This is a genomic window from Planktosalinus sp. (genome assembly GCF_059864935.1).
This window is the reverse complement of the sequence record NZ_JCBCCK010000387.1, coordinates 1-1,670: the sequence shown is the minus strand read 5'-3', so window position 1 is coordinate 1,670 and position 1,670 is coordinate 1. Positions and strand designations below refer to the sequence as shown.

Here is a 1,670-nt window from a genome sequence, read left to right as displayed (position 1 = left end):
CGTTAGTAAAAAATGTACAAGAGGCTTTTTTCTCAGTTATTTGAAGCAACTCCTTTTCTTTTAATACAGCCTTGGTTTGTCTTGCAACAGCTTCACCGGAGTCTATTATCACCACGTTTGTTGGAAGAATTTCCCTGATTTGTGGAATTAAATAAGGGTAATGACTGCAACCTAAAACCAGATAATCAATCTTTGCATCCAGCATTGGTTTAAGGTATTTGGTCAACAATGCTGTCATTTCCTGTGAATGCAATGCACCACTTTCAATAAGCTTCACAAGTCCTTCACCAACGACTTCTGTTATAGCAATGTTCTGTGCATACAGTTCAGAGGTTTTACTAAATAATGAACTTTGTAGTGTGCCTTTTGTGGCAAGTATCCCAATTTGTTTGGTTTTAGTTTGTAAGGCGGCAGGTTTTATGGCCGGTTCTATTCCTATAAAGGGAATTTTATATTTGTTTCTTAACACATCTATAGCATTTGTTGTAGCCGTATTACAGCCAACGACTATAATTTTTGCATTGAGTTCGATAAGTTTTTCTGTGTTTTTTATACTCAGAGCAATAATTTCATCCTTGGTTTTGTGGCCGTAAGGCGCATTTTTACTGTCAGACAGATAGATGGTATTTTCCCACGGCAGCAATGCGTGAATTTCTTTCCAGATGGAAGTTCCGCCAACACCGGAATCAAATATACCAATAGGGTTGTTTGCCATTGTATAAAAATAAAAACTGCCCGAAGATATTCGGGCAGTTTTATGAATTATTTTTGTTGTAGAGGATTAAATTCCTAATTCTCTTTTCACAGCAGGCAATAAATCTTCGCCGTCAGCCACAATTAAGCCACTTCCGGGAGTTGCATCCATAACATACTGGATTCCCTTGTCTTTTGCTACTTTTTCGATGGCTTTTTTAGCTTTTTCAAAAAGCGGTGTGAATAAATCTGCTTCCTTTTTTTGTAAATCCGTACTCGCATTTTGACGATATTCACCAATTTTTTGTTGGGCAGACTGCACTTCTTCAACCCTTCTTCTGTTTTCAGCTTCAGTTTTGCTTTCGGCTTCTGCATCATAACGTGCCAATTTTGCCTCAAGCTCTCTGCTCATAGAAATCAATTCCGCTTCATAAGTCTTCTTGATGCGTTCCAGTTCGTTTTGAGCAGCTCTGGTTTCCGGCATAGCCTCAATCAATGCTTGTGTGTCAATATGGGCCATTTTTTGAGCGTCCACAGAACTAAAAGCTCCAAAAACCAACAATAGGGCAATTGCAAAAGTTTTTATTTTTTTCATTGTAATGTAATTAATTGTTTTTAATTGTTTTTTGTTTATTATCTATTCAATCCATCTCCGTCACCATCATCATCAGGCAATTGTGGAGGGTTATTGTTTCCGCTTCGGGCATTTAAGATTGAATCTTGTCTTTGTTGCCTTCCTTGTTGGATTTTTAGCCTTCTGGCTTCTTGTTCAGCAAGTCGGGCATCTCTGATTGAATCCTGAACCCTTTTTCTTTCGGCCAACACTTGCTCTCTTGAGGGAGCCAATGTAGTTGTGCCATTAGTCATGCTTTTGCCTTCTTCGCCTGTTGTTTTTGAATCGCCTTCATCGTCATCATCTCCATCATCTTGCCTGCCTTGTCGTCTGGCTTCAATTTCAGCTCGTCTGGCGTCTTGCA

The 1,670-nt window shown here is 39.0% G+C and carries 2 protein-coding genes and 1 pseudogene; all 3 read right to left on the bottom strand.

Annotation, left to right across the window (positions count from 1 at the left end; translation table 11 throughout):
- Positions 1–715, bottom strand: a 715-nt coding sequence (gene murI / locus AC6F75_RS12095) for a glutamate racemase (RefSeq protein WP_500715287.1), incomplete at its 3' end; no start/stop codon positions are given.
- Between the two features lie 66 nt (positions 716–781).
- Positions 782–1,288 (bottom strand): OmpH family outer membrane protein, encoded by a 507-nt coding sequence (locus tag AC6F75_RS12090; RefSeq protein WP_500715286.1) that lies wholly within the window; start codon positions 1,286–1,288, stop codon positions 782–784.
- A 38-nt stretch (positions 1,289–1,326) separates the two neighbouring features.
- Positions 1,327–1,670: pseudogene (locus AC6F75_RS12085) on the bottom strand (hypothetical protein); the annotation flags it as partial.

Excerpts from the sequence above, each read along its gene's own strand:
- AC6F75_RS12090 (WP_500715286.1), bottom strand. The coding sequence starts at position 1,288 with ATGAAAAAAATAAAAACTTTTGCAATTGCCCTATTGTTGGTTTTTGGA.